The sequence below is a fragment of the Falcatimonas sp. MSJ-15 genome (genome assembly GCF_018918265.1).
GTDB lineage: Bacteria > Bacillota > Clostridia > Lachnospirales > Lachnospiraceae > Falcatimonas.
On record NZ_JAHLQC010000008.1, the window covers coordinates 138870 to 161853 of the forward strand.

Annotated in this window: 18 protein-coding genes; all 18 read right to left on the reverse strand. The window is 33.3% G+C overall.

What is annotated here, in order from left to right:
* Nucleotides 1–251: 251 nt before the first annotated feature.
* The 18 genes from KQI85_RS08095 to KQI85_RS08180 all read right to left on the reverse strand — a co-directional run bounded on the left by KQI85_RS08095 (nt 252) and on the right by KQI85_RS08180 (nt 22963).
* Nucleotides 252–476, reverse strand: a complete 225-nt coding sequence (locus tag KQI85_RS08095) for a hypothetical protein (RefSeq protein ID WP_216575587.1) — start codon at nt 474–476, stop codon at nt 252–254.
* Nucleotides 477–711: 235 nt separating this feature from the next.
* Nucleotides 712–2388 (reverse strand): DAK2 domain-containing protein, encoded by a 1677-nt coding sequence (locus tag KQI85_RS08100; protein ID WP_216575588.1) that lies wholly within the window; start codon nt 2386–2388, stop codon nt 712–714.
* Between the two features lie 39 nt (nt 2389–2427).
* Nucleotides 2428–2787, reverse strand: coding sequence for an Asp23/Gls24 family envelope stress response protein (locus KQI85_RS08105; RefSeq protein WP_216575589.1), 360 nt, complete (start codon nt 2785–2787; stop codon nt 2428–2430).
* Nucleotides 2788–2929: 142 nt separating this feature from the next.
* A complete protein-coding gene (locus tag KQI85_RS08110) occupies nt 2930–3385 on the reverse strand; it encodes a hypothetical protein (protein ID WP_216575590.1) in 456 nt (151 codons plus the stop codon).
* Between the two features lie 165 nt (nt 3386–3550).
* On the reverse strand, nt 3551–4984 hold the full coding sequence (gene pyk, locus KQI85_RS08115; protein ID WP_216575591.1) for a pyruvate kinase: 1434 nt from the start codon (nt 4982–4984) through the stop codon (nt 3551–3553).
* 140 nt (nt 4985–5124) lie between these two features.
* The gene (locus tag KQI85_RS08120; RefSeq protein ID WP_216575592.1) at nt 5125–5940 is read right to left on the reverse strand and encodes a rhomboid family intramembrane serine protease; all 816 of its coding nucleotides are present in this window, start codon (nt 5938–5940) and stop codon (nt 5125–5127) included.
* Nucleotides 5941–6063: 123 nt separating this feature from the next.
* Nucleotides 6064–10290, reverse strand: coding sequence for a DUF5057 domain-containing protein (locus KQI85_RS08125; RefSeq protein WP_216575593.1), 4227 nt, complete (start codon nt 10288–10290; stop codon nt 6064–6066).
* Between the two features lie 15 nt (nt 10291–10305).
* Entirely contained in the window at nt 10306–10917 is a 612-nt protein-coding gene (locus tag KQI85_RS08130; RefSeq protein ID WP_216575594.1) for a PilW family protein, read from the reverse strand.
* Between the two features lie 6 nt (nt 10918–10923).
* Nucleotides 10924–11460, reverse strand: a complete 537-nt coding sequence (locus KQI85_RS08135) for a type II secretion system protein (RefSeq protein WP_216575595.1) — start codon at nt 11458–11460, stop codon at nt 10924–10926.
* Between the two features lie 12 nt (nt 11461–11472).
* On the reverse strand, nt 11473–13644 hold the full coding sequence (locus KQI85_RS08140; RefSeq protein ID WP_216575596.1) for a hypothetical protein: 2172 nt from the start codon (nt 13642–13644) through the stop codon (nt 11473–11475).
* A 3-nt stretch (nt 13645–13647) separates the two neighbouring features.
* Nucleotides 13648–14955 carry a prepilin-type N-terminal cleavage/methylation domain-containing protein gene (locus KQI85_RS08145; RefSeq protein WP_216575597.1) on the reverse strand — a complete coding sequence of 436 codons (1308 nt, stop codon included), beginning with the start codon at nt 14953–14955 and terminating at the stop codon, nt 13648–13650.
* Nucleotides 14956–14971: 16 nt separating this feature from the next.
* A complete protein-coding gene (locus tag KQI85_RS08150; protein ID WP_216575598.1) occupies nt 14972–15649 on the reverse strand; it encodes a hypothetical protein in 678 nt (225 codons plus the stop codon).
* Nucleotides 15649–17382 carry a pilus assembly protein PilM gene (gene pilM / locus KQI85_RS08155; RefSeq protein ID WP_216575599.1) on the reverse strand — a complete coding sequence of 578 codons (1734 nt, stop codon included), beginning with the start codon at nt 17380–17382 and terminating at the stop codon, nt 15649–15651. Before pilM ends, KQI85_RS08150 begins: the two co-directional genes overlap by 1 nt.
* 104 nt (nt 17383–17486) lie before the next feature.
* Complete coding sequence (locus KQI85_RS08160; protein ID WP_216575600.1) at nt 17487–18245, reverse strand: A24 family peptidase; 759 nt, start codon at nt 18243–18245, stop codon at nt 17487–17489.
* 61 nt (nt 18246–18306) lie between these two features.
* Nucleotides 18307–18747 carry a prepilin-type N-terminal cleavage/methylation domain-containing protein gene (locus KQI85_RS08165; protein ID WP_216575601.1) on the reverse strand — a complete coding sequence of 147 codons (441 nt, stop codon included), beginning with the start codon at nt 18745–18747 and terminating at the stop codon, nt 18307–18309.
* Nucleotides 18748–18906: 159 nt separating this feature from the next.
* Complete coding sequence (locus tag KQI85_RS08170; protein ID WP_216575602.1) at nt 18907–20121, reverse strand: type II secretion system F family protein; 1215 nt, start codon at nt 20119–20121, stop codon at nt 18907–18909.
* 38 nt (nt 20122–20159) lie between these two features.
* Entirely contained in the window at nt 20160–21215 is a 1056-nt protein-coding gene (locus tag KQI85_RS08175; protein WP_216575603.1) for a type IV pilus twitching motility protein PilT, read from the reverse strand.
* A gap of 23 nt (nt 21216–21238) precedes the next feature.
* Entirely contained in the window at nt 21239–22963 is a 1725-nt protein-coding gene (locus tag KQI85_RS08180; RefSeq protein WP_216575604.1) for a GspE/PulE family protein, read from the reverse strand.
* Nucleotides 22964–22984 lie beyond the last annotated feature (21 nt).

A 22984-nucleotide genomic window follows, 5' to 3' on the forward strand; every position in this document is an offset into this window, starting at 1 on the left:
AAAGACTCCCTCCCTATATAATAATAGGGACGAAAGTCTTCCGCGTTGCCACCCTGATTGCAGAATAATCTGCCTCTCATTAAGTATTATAAGGTATACAAAACCTGGATTCATCATCCAATACTCGAAAAGTGGAAAGGCTGCTTCAGATATCAGTTCACACCAGACACTGACTCTCTGCAATCCGAATTGCAACCGAATTTTTTCTCAAACGTATATTGTCAATATTTATCTTCTAATAACTCTAATAATTATTTGAACCAACCATGTTTTGGACATGCAATATTCCATATCTTAATACCACATATTGTTGGACATGTACAAAGTGCAACAGCTGGTACTGAATCACCACTATCATACTGTGGTTCTGATGGCTTAAAGCATGTTGGATCAAATGGATTACTGTATGCTGCTAAAACTGGTTCGAAGAATAATTCTTCATTTTCGCTAATTATAGGCTTGTTGTAATTTTTCATCTTACGTTCGCTCCTCTTCAATAAAATTATATAACTTACTCACTTAGAATATAACTTTTTGAAGAATAAGTCAAGACTTTTTGTTAATAATTCAAAACTATTTTTCGTCAATTCCGTTCCCATACTTTAGTAGTCTATATTCTTTTAATTATTATAAACTATTTTTTATATTATTAAGTATAATATCTATCTTAGTTAATAACTTTTATAATTATCTGCATTACTACTAATTGAATTATTCAGCTGATACTACATAATAATATATTGGCTGTCCACCGAACTGAACTTCAATATCACATGAAGGATATTTTTCTTCAATAACTGAAGCTACTTCATTAGCCTGTTCTTCTGTTATATCCTGGCCATAATAGAGACTTATAAGTTCTGTCTCATCGTCAACAATCTCATTGATAAGAGCAATTGTTGTATCTTTTACATTATGGCCAACTGTTAAGATTGCTTTATCACCAATACCCATTATATCGCCTTGATGTATCTCTTTATTATCAATATTAGTATCTCTTACTGCATATGTGATCTGACCTGTCTTAACCCGCTGCATCTCTTCTATCATATGTTCTTCATTCTCTTTAGCAGATTTATCATATACAAAGTTGATAATAGCTGTTATTCCCTGTGGTATTGTCTTAGAAGGAATAACAATAATCTCTTTGTTCTCGCATATACTTGCTGCCTGGTTAGCTGCAAGTATGATATTACTATTATTAGGAAAGATGAAGATTGTATCTGCATTAACTTTATCAATTGCATTAAGCATATCTTCTGTACTTGGATTCATAGTCTGACCACCTTCGATAAGATAATCAACACCAAGTCCTTTAAATATCTCGCTTAAGCCTTCACCGGCAGATACTGCGATAAATCCAAACTCTTTACGTTCTTCATTAGCACTCTCTTCTTTTACAGATGTACTCTCTGTAGTATCTGTTGATTCAGCCATCAATCTTTCTTCATGTTCTTCTCTCATATTATCAATCTTAATCTTAGAAAGAGAACCATATGTTAAAGCTTTAGTAATAGCAACACCCGGTTCATTAGTATGCACATGAACTTTTACAACTTCATCATCTGCAACAACAACAATTGAATCACCGATTGATTCAAGGAATGCTTTGAGTTGTAATTCTTCATTTTTGTCAAATTCCTTCTCAAGATTAATAATAAATTCTGTACAATATCCAAACTTAATATCTACATTCTCAAGTGCCTGCTGTGCATTAGCTAATTTCTTTGTATCATTATCTTCATTCTTAGCACTTTCGAATTTAATCTCTTTACCAAGGAATGCATCATAACATCCTTTTAGTACAGTCATAAGGCCCTGTCCACCTGAGTCTACAACACCTGCCTGTTTTAATACTGGCAACATATCTGGTGTCTTTGAAAGTACATAATCACCATATTCAATAGCACCTTCAAAAATAGCATTAAGATCTTCTGTTGTCTGAGCAAGTTCATTAACTTTCTCAGCTACACCTTTTGCTACAGTAAGAATTGTTCCTTCTTTTGGTTTCATAACAGCTTTGTAAGCTGTCTCTACAGCACGTTCAAAACTCTTTGCTATAATCTCTGAATTAATCTCATTAACTTCTTTGATCTCTTTTGTGAAGCCTCTGAAAAGCTGAGATAAGATAACTCCTGAATTACCTCTTGCTCCTCTTAAAGATCCACTTGATATTGCTTTTGCAAGATTAGCAAATGTAGGTTCTGTAATGTTGTTTACTTCACCTGCAGCTGACATAATAGTTAATGTCATATTAGTACCTGTATCACCATCTGGAACAGGGAATACATTCAAATCATTAATCCATTCTTTTTTTGACTCAAGATTAGCTGCCCCGGCAAGAAACATCTTCTGAAGAGTCTGTGCATCTATTGTATTAACTACCACAACTGGTTCCTCCTTAAATCTGTATAAGAGTACTGATTCTTAATCTATGACTCTTACACCTTCTACATAAATATTAATTTTCTCAATTTCCATTCCTGTAAATTCTTCAACTTTGTATTTAACATTATTGATTAAATTATCTGCAACTGTTGAAATACTCACACCATAAGCTACAATAACATGAAAATCTACTGTGATTTTATTATTCTCATCCACAACAACATTAATACCATGAGTGAGACTGTCTCTTTTTAAGAGTTTTACAAGTCCATCTTTTACATTAACGGCTGCCATTCCTACAATTCCAAAACACTCAACTGCAGTGGATCCTGCATAATTCGCAATAACATCAGTATCTATAATTATTTCGCCTAACTGATTATTCATTTTACCTTTCATAATTAATACCTCCCATTATTTTAGAGAATTCTTTAAACATTATATACCAATTTAAAGAAAAAATAAATATATAAAATTTATTTTGATAATAAAAACATTTCAATAAGAAAAAAAAACCCGGCAGGCAAACCTGCCAGGATATTTAAAAACAATGTACCAGCTTGCGCATCTTAAATGATATAATTAAAAAAACACTCGCAAGCATCATCTGTATAATATAATAGTATCCTACATAATACATATGCCCATTTTTAAATGATATCGATAATAGTGCACCATATTGAGATATAAAGTACAAAAAGAATATAACAAATAAATTCGCTGCAATCTTTACGCTTGAACGTTTAAATGCTCTTTTAGAAAGTGGCTGATCCTTTTTTTTAAGTGAATAGTTGTATGCTTCACTTAAGAATATAACGTCTCTTTTTCTGTCAGGTATAAAATATGCACCACCAGACTTATACATCTTAGCTTTGCCTTTCATAACTTTACCATAAAAATTAACTTCACATTCCATGAGCCTGTACTTTCTTTTTCTTTTTATAACACGCTTAAAGCTTATATTACAACCTATATATTCAAGGTCATTTATATACATTACACACACCTCTGATAATTCATGGGATGCTATATCTAATAACAGATACGCATTATATTATATTGAACAGTTGTTGTTATTTTGCAACAATACAGTGCCACTATACATGGCACTGTATCATATAATAACTGATATTTATATCGTTCAAAAAATTAATTATATTAATTAGTCAATTTTAAGAACTCTCATCATGTTAGTGATACCTCTTTCACCAGCTTTTTCGTTAGCTGCTGGAAGTCCTGCTGTTAATACAACTGTATCACCATCTTTAACAAGTCCGCTATTCTTAGCTGTTTCAACAGCTGTCTCAATAATATCATCTGTTGAATTTTTTCTATCAGCCTTAAGTGGTTTTACACCCCATAAGATCTGCATTTTTCTCTGTACTTTTTCATCAGGTGTTGTTGCAATAACAAGTGATGATGGTTTATATTTTGATACAAGTCTTGCTGTAAAGCCTGACACTGTAGGTGTTACGATAGCTTCTGCATTTAAGCTGTCAGCTGCAGCAACTGCTGAGTAGCTAACTGTGTTAGATACGTTATTTTTCTCTGAAACTTTGTTTCTGTCGATATATTTCTGATGATCAAGGTACTGTTCTGATGTCTCACATACATGAGCCATCATTGTAACAGCTTCTACTGGATATTTACCATTAGCTGTTTCACCTGAAAGCATAACTACGTCTGTACCATCATAGATAGCATTAGCAATATCTGTTACTTCTGCTCTTGTTGGTCTTGGATTTCTGATCATTGAATCTAACATCTGTGTAGCTGTAATAACTGGCTTGAATACAGCATTACATTTGTCAATGATCATCTTCTGTACATGTGGTACGTCTTCAGCTGGAATCTCAACACCCATATCACCACGAGCTACCATGATACCATCACTTTCTGCGATGATTTCATCGATATTTGCAATACCTTCAGCGTTCTCAATCTTAGAGATGATTGCGATGTCTCCATTATGTTCTTTTAAGATCTTTTTGATTTCACGAACACCTTCTGCATTTCTTATGAAAGAAGCAGCGATGAAATCAAATCCCTGTTCAATACCAAAGATGATATCGCTCTTATCTTTTTCTGTGATAGCTGGAAGGTTAATGCTTACATTAGGTACGTTAACACCTTTCTTGCTTCCAAGTTCACCACCGTTAACGATTGTACAGTGAATCTCTGTAGCTGTTGTATCATCAACGTGTAATTCGATAAGACCATCATCAAATAAGATTGTATCTCCAGCTTTAACATCACCAGCAAGTCCGCTATATGATACACAGTTTACTTCTTCAGTAGCTTCACACTGTTCCATTTTGATTGTATATTTGTTACCAGCAACAAGGTTTAATTTTTTATCTCCTGCGACAATACCAGTTCTGATCTCTGGTCCTTTTGTATCAAGAAGCATAGCAATAGGTAAACCTAATTCTTCACGAATCTCACGAACGTTTTTAACACGTCCTAACTGTTCTTCGTGATCACCATGAGAAAAGTTAAATCTGGCAATATCCATACCATTTTTAACAAGTTCTCTTAATACGTTCTTGTCATTAGTGTTAGGTCCCATTGTACAAATAATTTTTGTTCTCTTCATAAAATCCTCCAATTTTGCCGTTTCTACGGCTTTTTTTGTTAAAATTTTCATAAATATAGAACGTACAGCAATTATAATACGTTCTATATCTTTGTCATAATAAATTGTTCACAAAAATACAACTATAATACACCTTTGTATTATTGCTTTTTAATATGCTGATGCGTATACAAATGTTCGCTACAATACTCATAATTACCATCACATTTTGAGCAGAAGCGAAATTCCAGATTGTCATCGTCTTTTTCTGTTCTTCCACATATGGCACATTTGTGTTTTGTTATACTCTTTGGCGCCTTAACCTGTTGTCTGTATTCACGCTTTCTCTTCATCTCATAAGGTGAAAGCTTTCTGTAATTTCTTGTTGAAAAGAAGTATATTATAAAGTTGGCAAGTGATAATACTATTGCTACTTTTACTGCAATACCTCCAGTAAAGAATGCTACTATATAATACAGTCCATCAAGCATTGCAAGATACTTCATCTTAATCGGTATTATGAAAAACAGCAGGAGCTGATAATCCGGATAAGTAGCAGCAAAAGCAAAAAACAGTGACATATTAAGATAGTTAGTATCTAACGCATAACTGTAACCTGTTATTGCATATAATACAAATGCTGCTGCAATCGTTCCTATTATTCCTGTAAAGAAATAAATATTGAATCTGAATGCACCCCATTGTCTCTCAAGGTTAGTACCTATCATATAATACAGATACAAAGCAAATATAACAAAAATCAGTGATGAGTCAGGCGGCTTTATCATAAATGTGACAAGTCTCCAGACTTCTCCATGCAGAATTCTCTCTGCGTTAAGGGAAAGATGCAGGCTATAAAAATATGGATTAACGATATTAACAAATACACCAACTGCATAAAGTATTACTATATAATACATCAGATTGTGAATCGCATATTTTCCAAACTTGCGTTCTAACTTGTTAAGCCAGTTCATATCATTCCTTCTTCACTTTTTATTATAGCGGACATACCGCATTGACATTATAAATTAGTAACAATTATTTGTCAATTAATTCTGTTCTTAAATAATAATTTTTTTTGAGTAATTTTATATTCATTAATCAAGTTCAAAAAGAGCTCTCTTCATAATTATGGCATTTTTATTGCTTGAAATCACATTTTCGCCTGCTTTTCCAAACCTTACTTTTGCTTCTATTGTAAGTTTCTCCATAATCACGCTATTTAATTGTGTTACCGGTACATCAATATAATATTCAACGCCTGATGTAAGTGATGTATTGTCTACAGGTATATTATCTGATGTTCTAAATATCTGATATCCTTCATTTTTACTAACATCTGTATTACCATTCTCATCAGACATATGGAATACTACTTCTGTAGTCTTGTTAGACACAATACTCTTATCCTGAAGCATGAAGTATATTCTCTTATACTGAACACCATCAACTGTTGTTATACCACTGCCGATTGCATTCTCACTCTCTGTTGCATCATAATCAACATAGAGGAAAGCATTCTCTCCATTATCTGTTGCATCTGTATTAGTAATTGTTATCTCTACAGGTGCAGCAGAAGAACGATAAGCTGCAATCATAGTATTAACAAATAGTTTTATCTCCATATCTGATAGTTTAAACGTTGTCCTTTTAGAATACTTCATATGTCCCATACCGGTATATGTTATGTTGCCAATATTGTAGATATAGTAATTATTACGTCCATCATTAGGGCTCTGATTATAATAATCACCACCAAGTGAATACCATACTGTTATATCATCAGTCTCAAGATCCAACTGAAAATATTGTGAATGTGTCTCTGCAACATCAAACTCTTTATCAATATTATATGGATATGTTGTAATCTGTCCTGTATTATTATTAGTAACTTTTGTAGTCTTTCTTGTATATTGTTTCAGATTCTGATCATAACAGTCAATTGTAGCTGTTGTATATCCTTGAATATACTTTGACAAATCTTCACTTGTTGTTATATCACTGCCTATATATACACTGTCTTTACCTTCACGTTCATCTTTGTTAAGCCTTACACCATAACGGTCCATACCAAGCATTTCTCTAAAATATGATGCATTGAGATTCTCTTTGGTATTGTCCCTTTCTTTATTCCAGTTATACATAAGTACATCATGTGCAAACAGAACTGCTTTTCCTGTATTAGCAAAATCTACAACACCTTGTAAGAGATTCCTGTCATCAATCTCCGGATATTTATCACAAAAACCAAGAATAAGCATATCGAATTCACTAAAGTAATATGGATTATTCTTAATCATATCTGATACTTCATTAATTGTAAGTCTTGTAAAATGAATATCAAAACAATCAAGATCTTTAGTATAATACCAGAATTTACCCGTAATATCAGATAGATTATCCGGAAGTACTTTTCCATTGACAACTGTATTATTCCTAAAATCTTCAATCTTAGTCTTGCCTGCTATTTCTTCATCTGTAGGAAGTGCAACACTTATTATATCTGAATCTGGAGCTATCTGAAGTATCTTAATAGTCTCTTTTTCAGTATTAGCTGATGCCTTTAATGCACAATATCCTATCTTTGAATCCCTGATACTTGAATTAGAGTTATTGACAAGCTCTAATCTCCAAGGAAGTATACCGACAAGCTTGTCAACACTTCTTGTAACCTTAAATGTATGTCCTGCTGCCAGATCCTTTATATCAACATTTCTTGAAAGTGTCTCATCATATACATAGACAGAATTAAGAAGCTCTGCCTGTGCATCAAACTTACCATCAGCATTGCTATCTATATACAGATTAAGTGTATATGTATCTTCTGCAATAGTATTATTAATAGTAAATCTGTATTCAAGCACTTTATTGTTAATATTTTCACCATTTACATATATATCTGCATCAGTGATATTTTTACCTTCATTGACTGCGGCTGTCTTATCAACATATTCTTTAGGCTCACTTAGCATATCAATATTACACATCTTCTCAGTCATAATCCTTCTAAGATTCTTTCTGTCAAGTCCTTTTTCACAATAAGTTCTCGAATCATTATATGTTGTAAGGAATACACGCATATTAGTTGTCTTATCTGCACCCTTATAATTGTCAATTATACGATTAGATGGATCTGAATAGAATCCTTTTGCAAATATAACAGGAAGTTTACCATTAATATAATCTTCAAGCTTTCTTACACTAACACCAGTCAGGTCATTACCACTTTTAATAACATTCTTACAATCACTCTTGCCATCAAGACCATCCCAAAGCGACTTTCTGACTTTATATGTTCCTCTGCCTGAATGAATGTAAGCATATTGCGAATACTCTCCATCTATTGTATTGCCATTAAGATATGTTCCAATAAATATCATATCATACTCAGAATTAAGATCAATATTACTGCATATAAACTCAGCAGAAGTCTGCCTTACAACTTTAATATCACCTGTGAATTCAGGAAGTGTATTAGTTATAAGCGTCTTAAAATATGCATCTGACTTAAATCTGTTACCAGCTTCAATTTCAAGAATAACCATATCTCTGTTAATCTCATCTTCATAAGTCTTATCTCTGTGAAGAAGATAATATATAGCATCTGCCGGTGACATGTGATTCTCATCACCTGAATATCTTATATCTTCTCCACTATTCTTAAAGAAATCAAATGCATCCGAAGTATAACCCTGATTATTAATATGCCATCCATTAACAATATTCTGTGTCGTTGCTGTATTACCATTAAAAGTAAAATAATTATTCCTTACAGTATCATTATTGTTATTATTATAAAGATTTGTCTCAAATCCAAGGTCTGCAAAATTATATACATGCCCCATATCTGCATAATCATCATATATCTCAAATGGACAGAATGTAAGAATTCCCCAATAAGCTGCTGCATCACCTGTCTGTTCAATGTAATTGCCATTCTCATCAATCTTACCTGTTTTTATATAATTATTATAAAAAGTTACAGGATCCATAACATGCATCATAATATACAATTTTACAATATTATTACCATAATAATTATCACCTCTTGCAACATCACTGCTTACAGGAGTACCATTCGCATAATATTTTGTAAGTGCAACATTCTTAGTATTATATGACTTTTGATAAGTCTCAATATCATATATAAGAGCACTCTTTTCTTCAACACATGTTCTTATAAAAAGTTTTTTGGCTGTTTCAAAAGTAAGATCATTATGATCAAAACCTTCTCTTTCTTCATGAATTGTTCCATCAAAAAGTTTTTTATTAGCATAACTCTTCCAAAGTCCATTAAGTGCTCCTACATGACTCTTAGGTGTAATATATATAAGATCTGATTGGTCAATAAGTTCTGGATTCTTATTAAGCTCATCAGGTGTAACTGTAACAACTTTAGTAACATAATCTGAAGCTTCATCATCGTCTATTCGCATTATATCTTTTGCAAATCTGTTACAGCTCTCATATACATAGATATAACCTTCATATACAGCTTTCTCCATATATGTATATACTTTCTTATCATAGCTTAGTGCATTATTATGATTTGCTTCTTCATAGGTATATGGCTTTGCATTATAACCATCAAGAGTATATACTTCAATATTGCCATCTTTGAATTCAGGAAGTCCATACCAGTTAAGTGTACCTGTCTCACCTTTTTTAACCTTCCTATATACTGCATCAGTTATATCACTTACATCATAACTTCCATTACCATCACCAACATATATGTAGTATCCTATATTCTTATTATCTTCTGTTAGTTCACTAAGTTGCTCATCAACATAATCATAAGCTCCACCCGGCATATTAACAGCTTCACATGCTGTAATAAGCTGTACATAATCTCCATCTCCATCTGCCATTCTCTTAAAATAACCATATTGATATCTATTCTCTAACTTTGTATATTGTGATGGATTGGCAAGTGAAGTTATATTACTCTCATCTTCCACATAGAATTTCTTCTTACTATTTGATGGGCTGACATTAATCGCCCAGCCACCACTTCCAATTGCATTAATCGCACCGTTTAATACAACCTGCTCCATTGATACAGGCTCCTGTCCTTTGACAAGATATCCAATCTCTGCATAGCCTTCATAAGGTGTAATCTCAAGAATCACAAAAGGATTATTAACTGTTCCAAGACTATATTCATTATAATCCAAAGACTTTGGCAGCTTATAATCTGTACTTCCTGCTGCATTAACGCTAAACATGTCAAAAATACCATATTTTGAGCCTACTAATAAAGATTCCACCACAAACAGAAAAGCAAGCATTATACACAATATTTTCTTATTTTTTCTATTCATTACATATTCCTTCCTTTACTTTCTGTTTCTGCTCGTCACAAGTATACTGCTCTCATATTCAGACTTACCATTTTTAAAATAGAGTTGTAACTCAATGCTGTCTTTAGCATCTAAGTAATTATCTGGTGTCACAACAAAATTCTTAACATACATTGCAAGATAGTTATTACGTCCTGAATTATCACATTTATTCTTAATATCCTTTAGTGATATATCTTTAAGTACTACATCCTGTGTAGTCTTATCTTTTTCAAAACATAAAAGATTCTCTGATTCATTAAAGATAATCATATCACAATAATTATCACCTTTATCACTGACAAGAACAGTAAGCACTTTATATCTGCCACTATCAGTTACAACTGACGGGTAGTATACATAATCTTTTGATTCCTTAAGAATATCAGATACAAAAGATAGTGCTGTCTCGGATTCAACAGACAGATTCACTTCACCGCTTCCACTGCCAAACAGATTAGAACCTGCTGCTGTAAGTGAAGCCGCTGCAAGCATAACTATCGCAGCTATAAGCATACCGACAATCAGTTCAACCAGAGTAAAACCTCTATTATCCAAAGCTATATCTGAATTAACATTATTTTTTTGTATAATCCTATTCTTCTTCATAACTCTCTACTCCTGTTTCATAATGTAACTTCTGCCGGTTTCCTTGATAAGTTTTATTATAACTTCCTTAGTTCCTTTAACACTAATCTCATCTATATCAGAGCTAAAAGCTCCACTGCCTTTTACAAAATTAATCCTATACTCCATACCCTCACTATCTGAGAGCTTAGTAACAGTTCCGTCACTTGCTTTAACGTTAAGTGAAAGGGAAGTACTTCCAAGAAGTGTACCTTCATCATATTCTGAAGTTCCAGCATTATCTGTACATATAGCTGCGTAATAATTCTTATCTTTGGTATATATAACAAGGCTTATCCTGCCTTCCTGCTTACTCATAGTCTTAATTCTCGTCTGTTCAAGTGCCGAATTGAGTTTTGCTGCACATGAAGATGCATTAACTCTGTGTATATAACCGACACTTATAATACCTGCTGTTGATAGAATTGCAAGAATCAGTATAACAACAATAACTTCAATAAGACTGACACCTTTATTAGAGAGAGTATATTTTGTTTTTCTATGTTTCAACCTTAATGACAACATCATTCATCCCCTTTAATCCTTATACCAGTTTTCATAATACACATCTATCATCTTATCACTGTCAGCCACCGTATCTTGGCTATCTTCACTAACATAGTCTTTAAAATACTTATATATGTTACTGTCAGATTGTATAAGGTCAATTATCTTATCAGAATACTTAACAGTTGCATTACCAGACAGTCTGACGTTGCCTTTTGCAATTATAAGTCCTGTAAATGAAGCATTAACATTAACATTACCTGTTGTTATAATTAATCCATTATTATGAATAGTATCAACATTCACGTCTCTATCAGTAATACATACATAATATGGATTATTAGCATTCTCTGTAATGCTATATGCATATCCGCCTCTTATACTGCTGTCATATATAACACCATGCTCACCGGCATCTGTATTATCTTCAAACCATATAAGATTATCTGTAAGATCATTATTATCATCTGATACATAATCTGTTCTGAGTTTTTTAATAAGACCATCATAAGATGCACCATAATTAATCTCTGACGCTTCTACAGAAGAATCATTCTGAGAAAGGTTAGCACCTACAAGTGATAATGCTCCGTCATTATACATAAGTGCATTACCTGTTGACACAATACTCTCATTAAGAATAACATTACCTGTATTATTGCCTGCTGTTCTCTGGTTAAGATCTATACCATACCTGTTATAATATTCTTTATAATAAGCTGCTGCCTTATCAGCATTTTGAAACTTCATATAGATATAGAACATACCTCCTTCTACACCTTTTGTTCCAACATACCTTACAGGAACGCTGACATAAGGTGTAGCCGGATTAAGATAATTCTCTAATACAATTCCACCATTTTTTCCTGACATAGTAATATCAATTGTATATTCACCATCCATAATCTTTTGATATTCATCTGCTGTTACAGGATTATGTAAAAGCCCGCTTATACATTCATTAGGAAGAAGATATGCAACCTGATTACCTTTAAAAGTCACTGACTCACCCATAAGCACAGATACATTACTCTCACTCTTAACAGTACTTCCATATCTGTCTGGAACATTAAGATATGATTTACCAGCTACATAAAGTGTTGATAAATCAGACAAATCAAGTGTTGCAAACTGTGCATTAACATTAATGGCACTGCTTGTCATCGCATCACCATCTATATTAGCAGGTGACGAATTACCACTGCTATATCCATAATAATTACCACTTATCTTAACATTACCACCTTTTGCAGAGAGTGTAAGATCATCTTTCACATAACAGTCGGCATTAACAGATATATAATCAGATGGTGTTGTATAACCACTATCAGACTTAGTAAGAATATTATCAGCCCATATAGAACATGTATTACCAAGTGTCTGAAGAAAATCTGCTCTAAAATGGCCTTTATTCTCAACTGTAATATCTTCTCTTGTAATAATCTTAGCTGCATTAATATTAAGCGAATTGCCAAGTCCTGATACAACTATTCCACTTCCTGAATATACATTGCCATTAACATTGGCACTTGTAAGATTAGCATCTAATGTTCCGTCATTAATAATTGCAAAATCACTATAATACAATTCTCCATCGCCATAAGTTACCTGTCTGTCCGGATAATTACATTCAACAGTAATATCCGTTGTTATTCTGCTCTCATAGCCTTTTTCATCAAGATAACTAAGTGATATGCCTTTGAAAGTTACAATATATTTATCATAATCAAACGCAACAACCGGTGATAATGCAATCTCTACACCATATCCATTATCTTTTCTGACTTTTATATTAACAAAATAACTGTAAAGCTGATTAAGTTCATCTTCTGACATAAGATGTTCATTATTAGAATCATCTGAAGTATATTCGCTGTAGAATGTTTTTACAAAATCAGTTTTCATATTCTTAATACGTTTATTACTATCTGTAGATGTATATGTAGTAAGCATCTTCTCATATACATCTGCCATAGTCTCTGAAGCATTCTCATATATTCCATTTTTTAATTCATCAAGTGCATTCTCTGCTGTATAAAAATTATCTTTAGACTTAATTGATGTATTCTTCATATCAAAATTCATCTTAGTAAGGCTTAGCATAAGCATCCCAAGAATACTTACAAACATTGAACAGATAATTACTATAATTAATGATGAACCTGCATTATTAAGTTTTTTTCTACTCTTAGGTCTTTTCATATTCTATTCTCCTATCGATGAAGTCATTGAAGTATACAATTTAACATATCTGTTATTCGCTTCACTCTCATATACATATATAGTCACATCGTAAAGTCTGTCTGTCGCATCACTTCTTGTATACAATGAATCATTATATTCGCTTCCTGTATATACTCTCCCTGTGCTATTAAGAACCTGTTTGTTTGAAAAAATATTAAGCTTATTGGCACAAGCCTGTGACACATCAAGTGCTATATTAACCGGTGTTACATAATTACTATCCTGAACAGCTATAAACAGGTTAGCTGCTACTGATGAATTAATACTTGTACCATTATTAACTCTTATAATATCTTTTTTATAATCTGTTGTATTATACTGGTTAAAAAAAAGATATACATTCTCAAGAGCGTCATAAGTCTTCTCTGTGGCTGCATTCTTATATTCTCTCACTGTAAGAGTACTCTCATTAGCATCACCCACAGCACAGATAATTCCACCTGTATTATCAAACGTATATACAATATTACAAGTAACTTTAACTCTATTATCTGCTTCTTTTGTAAGTATAACATCATGTGTACGGCTTATTCTGTTCTTAATATCATCTTCTGTCTTTGATAGAACATATTCCGGTGCGGGAGTATTAGCTGCTGCTGCAATCTCGCATGCTTTTACCCATTTGTCAAATTCATAATTCTTATATAGTTCATAATAATAATCACTGGCTCGCTCATCATAAGAAGCTGGCGTAAGTATTGCTGTTGTAGCACTATTTAATTCAGACAGTTCAGGCATATTATAATTATTCTGTTTAACATCTCCACCTGACTCTGTATTACCTGTATATTCTGTTGCATCAAACTTAGCAATGATATCAAATGTACGATTATCCTTTTTTACATTATTAATAGCATAATAATATTGTCTGTCTGTATTCGTCTTAAAACTATATGTTCCATCGCTACCTTTAGCTACTGACAAAAGATTCTGATTCTCAATTCTCTTATACATATTAGTAAGATTATTATAGCTAAGTTCATACATCTGTGTGTCATCTGTAATATAAGATGAATCTATAAGTCTAAAAGTATTTATCTCATTAAGTTCAAGTGCTGTTTCTTCTATGCCATACGCCTTAATGCCTTCCATCAGAGTTGTCGCTATCTCGCCTGCTATCTGCTTAGTCTTAGTCTTATTATTAGTAACAGCCGATACAACGAATGTTCTAAGAAGTGGTGTTACAATAATAGCAAGTATTAACATACTTATGATTGTCTCAATCAGAGTAAAACCGTCATTATTATTTTTAATACTACCTTTTTTCATAAAAACGGCATCTCCTTTAGTTGGCTGTATTTATCTCAAGAGTTCCAAATATATTACCTGTTCCAAGATTAATATCTGATATGTCCGGTCTTTCAAATGGCTTATCAGTTCCTGTAAGATAATACATTGAAAGAGTCATTGTTCCTGTAAGATTACCTGTCTGTGCATCATAAGTTGTATTAAGATCTGTGACATTAATTCGCTCTTTATATTCATTAATATATGTCATGCATTTTTTGTATCCTTCATAAGTTGTCTTATATGTCACCGATATAGGAACAGAGTATGCATAGAGAATACCTTGTTCTGATATATCAGATGGAATATTCTCCTCATTAAGTATAAGAGTCTCTGTTCCAAGTGATGCTGCACTAATCTCCATATCAGATTCCTTTTCTAAAGATACAAGAAACATAATAATCTTATCAATTGAGATTCCTGCACCATATCTGTCTGTAAATTCTTCTATGAGTTTACTATATTTGGTTATTCCATCTTCATAGATTGTCTGTTTATCAACAAGCCCCTGAAGTTCTTCCTGCTTTTCTTTAAGTGTCTTATTTTCTTCATTAATGGCAGCAGTCTTATCATTATATCTGCTGAATCCAAACTGATACGAAAAGAACAACATAACAACTGCAAGAAGAATAACTATTAATTTGGTCTGCTCATTATTCAATATCTTGGCATTCATTAGTTAGTGCCTCCTTTCGTCTTATCATTATCTTGTGACTTATCACTATTAGTGGTATCGCTCTTAGATTCAGTATCAGAAGCATCACTATCCTTCTTAGTATCTGCATCTTTAGAAGCATCACTATCCTTCTTAGTATCTGCATCTTTAGAAGTCTCATCTTCTGTTGTTTTAAAATAACATACAAGTGACAATACTACTTCATTAGAACCTGTATCTTCATTCTTAGTATCAGTAAAACCTGATGTAGTTACTTTTGAAAAATATTCTATGCCTTCAACCTGGCTTACAAGCTTGGCTGCTTCTTCTTTCGATGAAACTGTGGCATTAAGTATCATAGACTCATTAGTCGCAACAAGCGAATGTATGATTGTATCTGAAGGGATATTACGCTCAAGTTCACTTACTATTCCATTCATATTCTCGATATTGCTAAATGTATGTGTATTCATGTCATCAAGTGCAGCATATACATTCTTATAATTCATATAATCTGCACATATCTGTTCTATGTAACTTAACTCTTCAATTCGCTTTTCGTATTTCTTTTTCTTGTCAACTGCATGATTGTACTTAATCATTGGTAGCACTGTTAACATAACCGAACCTACTATTGCAACAAAAAAACCTGTTACATACATAAGAGTCTTATCAACGCCTTTTTTACTTACAATCTGGTCTATCGGAATAAATCCAAGTGGTTTCATCGCACCTGCAGCACAGACAACCATATCACCTGGGATATAATCATCTATATTCTCTTTTGGGAATGTAATTCCCGGAACACTTGTATAATTAAACACAGATAGTGTAAGTTCTCTTGAAAGAATCGTATCAAGTCCTTTTACTATTGAGCCAAGACCTATTATATATACTTTTGTAAGGCGTGAATTCTTGAAATTGGAATGATAATATTCAATAATTCTTGCAATATTACTTACAAATAATCTGAGAGAATTCGTTACTTCATTAACAACCTCATCATCAGAAGTATCCATAAAGCTGTCTTTAATATACTTATGCTTCTTAAGTGCTTCCATACACTTCTCCGGCGATACGAATTCTTCATTGCCAGTCTCCATAAGAGCTTCAACCATTATATTAGTACCATAATTAACTGTTCTTTGAAGTTCAAGTACTCCATTATTAATAATACTTATAAGAGTTGTATTCTCATTAACAATCATATAGAAGCCTGTTTCCTCACCGGATATCTTCTTAAGCCACTGATATGCTGAATTACCTGCATAATCAAGAGATACTATATTAAAACTTGCAAGTTCTGCAAAGCTGAAATATGTCTTAATAAGATTAGATGGTGCTGCGAATACTATTACTTTAGCTTTTTTTGCTTCTGTATCTTTTGATAAAAGATTATATGACACAACATAATTAGATACATCCATTGGAAAATAGTCATTCGCCTGTGCCGTTACAACTTCAAGCATCTTATTCTCTGCTACAAGTGGAATTGTAACTTCTCTGCTAAGTATCTTATTAGAATCAATCGTAAATATAACATTCTTATTCTTGATTCCCATGTCACTTAACTTATCTTTTAATACTCTTACTAATTTATCCTTATCCCTGACATATCCATCTTCAACACTATTTTCAGGTGTTGGTATTGTAGCGCATTTATATACTTTGGGATTTTTCTTTTTATAATCAGTTTCACATATTCTGGTAACAATATTACCAATCTCGATACTGACTACTTTGGATACTTTCATACAAATCCTCCTTAAAATTTCTTATACATAACAGCAAAAATCTGTTGTACAAAACTAATAACTCACCCGGCTTATATGAATTATTAATTTTGTACAACAGCCTTTTAGCCGGGGAAGAGACAGGTAACATACCAGTTAACGATATGACTGCCAAACCACATTGCAGTTATTACACCTGCGCTAAGATAAGGTCCCATCGCAAGCATATGATCTTTTTTAGATATTACCATTCTTAATATATGGATTACTGAAGCATACAGACATCCAAAAATAAAAGCCACTATTATAAGCTTCCAACCAAGTAAAAGCCCACAAGCAGCCATTAATTTCACATCTCCACCACCGATTGCACGTCCATTTGATAAAAAGTACATAAGATAGAGTACTCCACTGACAATTATCATTCCTATTATATAAGTAAGTATATGTTCATAATCAGTAGCAATGTTAACAAGTGCCATAATTCCTATATAGACATTAATGCTTACAGGAATCTCAAATGTACGGAAATCTATAACACTCAATACAATCAGGGCTGATATCACAAGGCTATATATAAGCGATGTAATATTAATGCCTGTATATATAAATGTAAGCACCCATAATATTCCATTTAATAATTCAATAATAGGATATTGTGGTGATATTCTGTCCCCGCATTTTCTGCATCTTCCTCGAAGGAATACATAAGAAAATACAGGAACTAAATCATACCACTTTAACTTATAGCCACATCTCATGCAATGGGAGCGGGTTGTGACTACGCTTTCCTTTAACGGAATACGATAAATGCAGACATTTAGAAAGCTTCCAACTATTATTCCATATATAAATACTAACGCATATAAGATAGTTTCTAACATACTGCCCTTTCTTTATATACCACAGGGCAGGCGACACTGCCCTGCGGTAAAACATACGGAATTATTTGCTTTCTGATGAGTTTGCTTTAATAACAACACTTCCACTTGCACTATCAGCTGTTTCAACTGTTACGGAACCAGTTGTAGATACAGTTACTTTAAAAGCACCACCCTTAGATGGCTCTGAATAATCTCCATTGAAGATCTCAGCAAGTTCATCTTTGTATGTTGCTAAATCAGCTTCTGTACCACTGATACCATCTTTTGTTACATAGAATGTAAGCTCTGCTGATGGTAATTCACCTACTGCTGCAATTGCTGTGTTAACTGAAGATTTAATTGATGCAATGTTGTTTGAATCAACACTGTCTTTTGATTTACTAACCCACTTCATAACCTGTGGAGCAAGTGCAACAGCAATAATAGCGATGATAAGAACTACTACGATAAGTTCTACAAGTGAAAATCCTTTGTTATTAAGTTTCTTGTTTCTTAGTTTCATTTTTCAATTTCTCCTTAATATAAAATATTTAATTGTTACTTTTGTGCAAACAGTCTGATTTGCACGAATATATTAACAATTCCCATTTCCAGGTTATCCATTCTCTAACAAATATACCTGCCGCTCCCATAGCTTTAGGAATTATTAAACGATGTTACATTAGAGATTCTCAAGTCCACTGTACATATTAATCATTGGCATATAAATAGCAAGTACAAGTATACCAACTATGACACCCATAACCACGATTATAAGTGGTTCTATGGCTGCTGTAAGACTTTGTGTTGTAATCTCAACTTCTTCCTCGTAATATTCAGCAACTTTTTCAAGCATACCTTCAATATTACCAGTTTCCTCACCAATCTTTAACATATGATGAACCATAGGTGGAAAAAGATTGGCATCTTTGATAGGTTCAGAGAGTGAAACACCTCTTTCAACTTCAGATTTTGCATTGTCAATGGCCTCTTTAAATAATATGTTATCCATTGATCTTGCTGTTATATCAAGAGCATCTGATAGAGATAACCCTGAACTTACAAGTGTGCATAATGTTCTTGAGAACGAAGCACTCGAACTTTTAACTGACAGTTTACCAAACACAGGCAATTTGATCTTAAGTGTTCCAAATATGTGTTTGCCTTTGTCTGTTCCTGCAAAAAGTTTGCATCCACCTGCTAATGCACCTACTATAATTATGAGTAAGTACCATTTGTATATAAGAAAATCACTTATTCCGAGTACAAATTTTGTAATTGCCGGAAGTTCACTTCCCATGTCACTAAACATATCGGCAAATTTTGGAATAACTGCTACTGACATAATAATTACAACAACTATCGCGACTATAACAAGAATAATCGGATAGATCATCGCTTTTTTTACAAGACCTTTTATCTTGGCCTGTTTCTCAAATTGTGTTGCAAGTCGTCCAAATGCTGTATCAAGACTTCCTGATGATTCACCAGCTTCAACAAGATTAATCATAAGTGCCGGAAATACATTCTTATGAACACTCATTGCATCTGATAGAGTCTCTCCTTTTTCAACTGCTATTTTAGTCTCGTTTATTGCTTTTTTAAATATCTTGTTCTCAGTCTGGTCCCCTAACATTGCAAGTGCTTCAACTACTGTTACACCTGCATTAAGAATACTGTTAAACTGTCTGCAGAATATACTAAGATCTCTTGGCTTTACACCTTTGCCAATAGAGATATTAATATCTTTTGTTAACATATTCTGCGTTGTAACTTTTATTGGAATCAGGCCTTCATTCTTAAGTTTTGCTCTTACAAATGCTTCATCAATAGCTTCCATTGAGCCTTTTTTCTCTTTGCCGTCATTTGCAATCGCTACATATGAAAACTCTGCCAAATTCTATCTTCCTTTCTTTAATTATTAATATATCTTAATTAGAATAATCTTCTCTCCATTGTTACATCATCCTGTGCAAAATTAAGTGCCTGTTCAGCATCAATCTTGCCTGTTAGATATAATTCATATAGAGCATCATCCATAAGCTGCATTCCAAGCTTTTTGCTTGTCTGAATCATCGAATTAATCTGATGTGTCTTTGATTCTCTTATAAGGTTCTTAATTGCAGGTGTTCCATGCATTACCTCATAAGCTGCAACTCGTCCTTTGCCATCTCTTGTAGGTATAAGAAGCTGTGATATTACTGATTCAAGTACATTAGATAGCTGAACTCGTATCTGCTGCTGCTGTTCTGAAGGGAATACGTCAATAATACGTTCTATTGTATTCGCAGAACCTGTTGTATGTAATGTTGAGAATACAAGATGTCCTGTCTCTGCTGCTGTTATAGCTATTGATATTGTGTCAAGATCTCGCATCTCACCTACTAAGATAACATCCGGATCTTCTCGTAATGCAGCTCTTAATGCTTTTGAATATGAGTTGGTATCAATTCCAATCTCTCTTTGATTTACAATTGCTTTTTTATGTTTGTGAATATACTCGATTGGGTCTTCAAGAGTTATAATGTGTTCATTTCTGGTAGAATTAATTATGTCGATCATAGATGCTAATGTGGTTGATTTACCACTTCCTGTCGGACCTGTTACAAGGACAAGGCCTCTTTTTTTATTGGTAAGTTCTATTACTGACTGTGGTATTCCAAGTTTCTCTGCCGGTGGAATCTGTGTTGCTACTAATCTGATAACAAGTGCGTATGAGCCTCTTTGTCTAAAGACATTGACTCTGAAACGTCCGATTCCTTTTATCGCATACGAAAAATCGGCCTCACCTTCCATGGCAAGTGTATCAAGTATCTTGTCTGATAATATAGGTTCTATTATCTCTTTAGTATCCTGTGGTGTCATATCTTCATAATCTAATGGAATAAGTTCACCATTAACTCTGATCTTTGGTGGAATTCCAACTGAGATATGAAGATCAGATGCTTTTGCTTCCTGTGCTTTTAATAGAAGTTCTTCTATCTTTATCATATATATTTCACCTTTCTACCTATTTATTCATTATCATAGGTAATTCTCTTCATCTCATTAATTGAAGTAACACCGTCAAGAACAAGCTTTGTTGCACTCATTCTAAGAGTGCTCATTCCTTCACTTAATGCTATATCAAGTATATCGTCCGTATTCTTCTTATTACTAATTGCATTTTTAATAGCATTACTTACTGTTAAAATTTCATAAACACCTATACGTCCGGCATACCCTGTATCATTACATTTTGCACAGCCACATGGCTCAAAAATATTAATTTTTTCAAAAGTATTCTTACCAAGAATTATCTTCTCACTATCTGTTGCTTCTCGTATCTTCTTACATGTACACAGTCTTCTTACAAGTCGCTGTGCAATAATTCCAACTACTGAATCTGCAATAAGGTAACTCTCAATTCCCATATCTTCAAGTCGTGTAATTGTATTAATTGAACTATTTGTATGTAAAGTTGATACAACAAGATGTCCTGTAATTGATGCTGTTACAGCTATTCTTGCTGTCTCTTCATCTCGAATCTCACCAATCATGATAATATCCGGATCCTGTCTTAATATTGATCTTAATGCAGATGCAAACGTCAGATCAGCTTTTGTATTAACCTGAACCTGATTAACACCATCAATGTTAGCTTCTACTGGATCTTCTACTGTTATAATATTAACATCTTCCCTGTTAAGTTCACTAAGAGCAGTATAAAGCGTTGTAGACTTACCACTTCCTGTTGGACCTGTTACAAGGATAATACCATGTGGATTAGATAATATCGCATCAAATCTCTTTAATTCTTCTTCATTAAATCCAAGTAATTTCTTATCTCTTGTAAGATTATGTTTAGCTGTAAGTCGCATAACTATCTTCTCTCCATATACTGTAGGAAGAATAGATACTCGGATATCATATTCTATCTTATCAACCACTTGAGTTATACGTCCATCCTGTGGTTTTCTCTTCTCTGAGATATCCATACCACCAACGATCTTAATTCTCGCAACAATAGCCTGCAAAAGATTATTATCATACGATGATATCTCATGCAGCACTCCATCTACTCTATATCTTAATCTTACTCTGTTCTCTAGTGGTTCTATATGTATATCGCTCGCTCTTTGTCTTGCCGCCTGTTCAATAATAGTCTTAACCAGAATAACAATTGGTGATTTTTCAACATCCTCATTATTAGCTTCTTCTTCCTGCTGCTTTTGAATATACTGTTTTTCACGTTCTCTTGTATACTGTTCAGCAACAGCCTGGGCATCTTTATTACCATAGTATCTGTCGATTGCAGCCATAATATCTGTTGTTGTTCCTATTACCGGCTGAATCTGTGTATTAGTTATAATTGACAAGTCATCTATTGCAAATATATCAAGAGGATCTGCCATAGCCACTCTAAGGGTACTCATATCGCCCTGGTCAAATTCGAATGGCATCATTGTATTCTTTTTAAGAATTGCTGTATCTGTTATAAGATTGATTACATCATCCGGTATCTTAATTCCAGACAATGATACAAATTCAAAGCCAAACTGCTGCTGCAATGCTTTAGCAATCTCTAATTCGGTAATTATTCCCATCTCTATAAGTGTTGCACCGAGTCGGCTCTTTGTTACTTTTTGTTTTGCAAGAGCTTCCATTAACTGGTCATTTGTAATAACACCCTGTTCAACGAGAACATCCCCAAGCTTCTTCTTTTTCTTAAGAATGTTATCTTTACCGTTTTCCTGCATATTTCCACCCCTTCGTTTTAA

What these genes read in the sequence shown, in the direction of transcription:
- KQI85_RS08110 (WP_216575590.1), bottom strand. Translation starts at nt 3,385, where the DNA reads ATGTATATAAATGACCTTGAATATATAGGTTGTAATATAAGCTTTAAG.
- KQI85_RS08180 (WP_216575604.1), bottom strand. Translation starts at nt 22,963, where the DNA reads ATGCAGGAAAACGGTAAAGATAACATTCTTAAGAAAAAGAAGAAGCTT.
- KQI85_RS08130 (WP_216575594.1), bottom strand. Translation starts at nt 10,917, where the DNA reads ATGAAGAAGAATAGGATTATACAAAAAAATAATGTTAATTCAGATATA.
- KQI85_RS08140 (WP_216575596.1), bottom strand. Translation starts at nt 13,644, where the DNA reads ATGAAAAGACCTAAGAGTAGAAAAAAACTTAATAATGCAGGTTCATCA.
- pilM (WP_216575599.1), bottom strand. Translation starts at nt 17,382, where the DNA reads ATGAAAGTATCCAAAGTAGTCAGTATCGAGATTGGTAATATTGTTACC.
- KQI85_RS08145 (WP_216575597.1), bottom strand. Translation starts at nt 14,955, where the DNA reads ATGAAAAAAGGTAGTATTAAAAATAATAATGACGGTTTTACTCTGATT.
- pyk (WP_216575591.1), bottom strand. Translation starts at nt 4,984, where the DNA reads ATGAAGAGAACAAAAATTATTTGTACAATGGGACCTAACACTAATGAC.
- KQI85_RS08135 (WP_216575595.1), bottom strand. Translation starts at nt 11,460, where the DNA reads ATGTTGTCATTAAGGTTGAAACATAGAAAAACAAAATATACTCTCTCT.
- KQI85_RS08120 (WP_216575592.1), bottom strand. Translation starts at nt 5,940, where the DNA reads ATGAACTGGCTTAACAAGTTAGAACGCAAGTTTGGAAAATATGCGATT.
- KQI85_RS08160 (WP_216575600.1), bottom strand. Translation starts at nt 18,245, where the DNA reads ATGTTAGAAACTATCTTATATGCGTTAGTATTTATATATGGAATAATA.
- KQI85_RS08175 (WP_216575603.1), bottom strand. Translation starts at nt 21,215, where the DNA reads ATGATAAAGATAGAAGAACTTCTATTAAAAGCACAGGAAGCAAAAGCA.
- KQI85_RS08105 (WP_216575589.1), bottom strand. Translation starts at nt 2,787, where the DNA reads ATGAAAGGTAAAATGAATAATCAGTTAGGCGAAATAATTATAGATACT.
- KQI85_RS08150 (WP_216575598.1), bottom strand. Translation starts at nt 15,649, where the DNA reads ATGAATGCCAAGATATTGAATAATGAGCAGACCAAATTAATAGTTATT.
- KQI85_RS08095 (WP_216575587.1), bottom strand. Translation starts at nt 476, where the DNA reads ATGAAAAATTACAACAAGCCTATAATTAGCGAAAATGAAGAATTATTC.
- KQI85_RS08125 (WP_216575593.1), bottom strand. Translation starts at nt 10,290, where the DNA reads ATGAATAGAAAAAATAAGAAAATATTGTGTATAATGCTTGCTTTTCTG.
- KQI85_RS08165 (WP_216575601.1), bottom strand. Translation starts at nt 18,747, where the DNA reads ATGAAACTAAGAAACAAGAAACTTAATAACAAAGGATTTTCACTTGTA.